General features: G+C 56.7%; 2 protein-coding genes. Both read left to right on the top strand.

The features are described from left to right. Positions 1-187 precede the first annotated feature (187 nt). On the top strand, positions 188-670 hold the full coding sequence (locus A3730_RS07805) for a two-component system response regulator (RefSeq protein ID WP_063520038.1): 483 nt from the start codon (positions 188-190) through the stop codon (positions 668-670). 32 nt (positions 671-702) lie between these two features. After that, positions 703-809: chemotaxis protein CheB (locus A3730_RS07800; protein ID WP_304439478.1), on the top strand; the 107-nt coding region annotated here is incomplete at its 3' end.

The raw sequence follows: 809 nt of genomic DNA, 5'->3' as shown, positions 1-809 counted from the left end.
AGGCCTCTGCAGGAGAGGGTGATCAGGCTGTTTAGTGAGAGCCTGGATATGGGCGGCTACCTGTGCCTGGGAACCAAGGAAAGCCTGCGGTTCAGCGGCCAGGAAGACACGTTCGATGTTATCAACAAGCCGTTGCGCATTTTTCGCAAACGGCAGTTTCCACACCACGCATGACTAGAGACAACCGATGATTGAGCAGAAACTGCTATTGGTGGATGATCAGCCGGCCAACCTGGTGTCGCTTGAGGCAGTCCTCGAAGGGGAGGGGCGAACCCTCCTGAAAGCGCACTCCGGGCAGGAGGCGCTGAAAATTCTGCTTAAGGAAGATATTTCCCTGGTGCTGCTGGACGTGCAGATGCCGGGCATGGACGGTTTTGAAGTGGCCGAGCTGATGCGCCAGCGCAAGGACACCCAGACTATCCCCATTATCTTCGTGACGGCGATTAGCAAGGAAAAGAAGTACGTTTTTAAAGGGTATCAGGCCGGGGCCGTGGATTATCTGTTCAAGCCCCTGGATCCGTTGATCCTCAAGAGCAAGGTGGATTTTTTTCTGGGGCTGGACAAGCAGCGCCGTGAACTGCAAGCCAAACTCAAAGAAGCCCAGGCACATCGGGCCGCCTATGAAGCAGGCAAGACCCGGGGTGAGGAGGGCAGCGGCCACTCATCGTGAGCACTTGCAAGGGAGCAGTCAGGGCAATCGTGATGGGCGCGTCTTGGGGTGGGCTGAATGCCTATACGCGCATCCTGTCCGCGCTTCCTGAGGATTTTCCGTTGCCGATCATGTTGGTCCAGCACCAGCATGCCAGTGC

Source organism: Alcanivorax sp. HI0044, from assembly GCF_001634945.1.
Note: the sequence above shows the minus strand (reverse complement) of the source record. Positions and strands in the feature narration are given on the sequence as shown.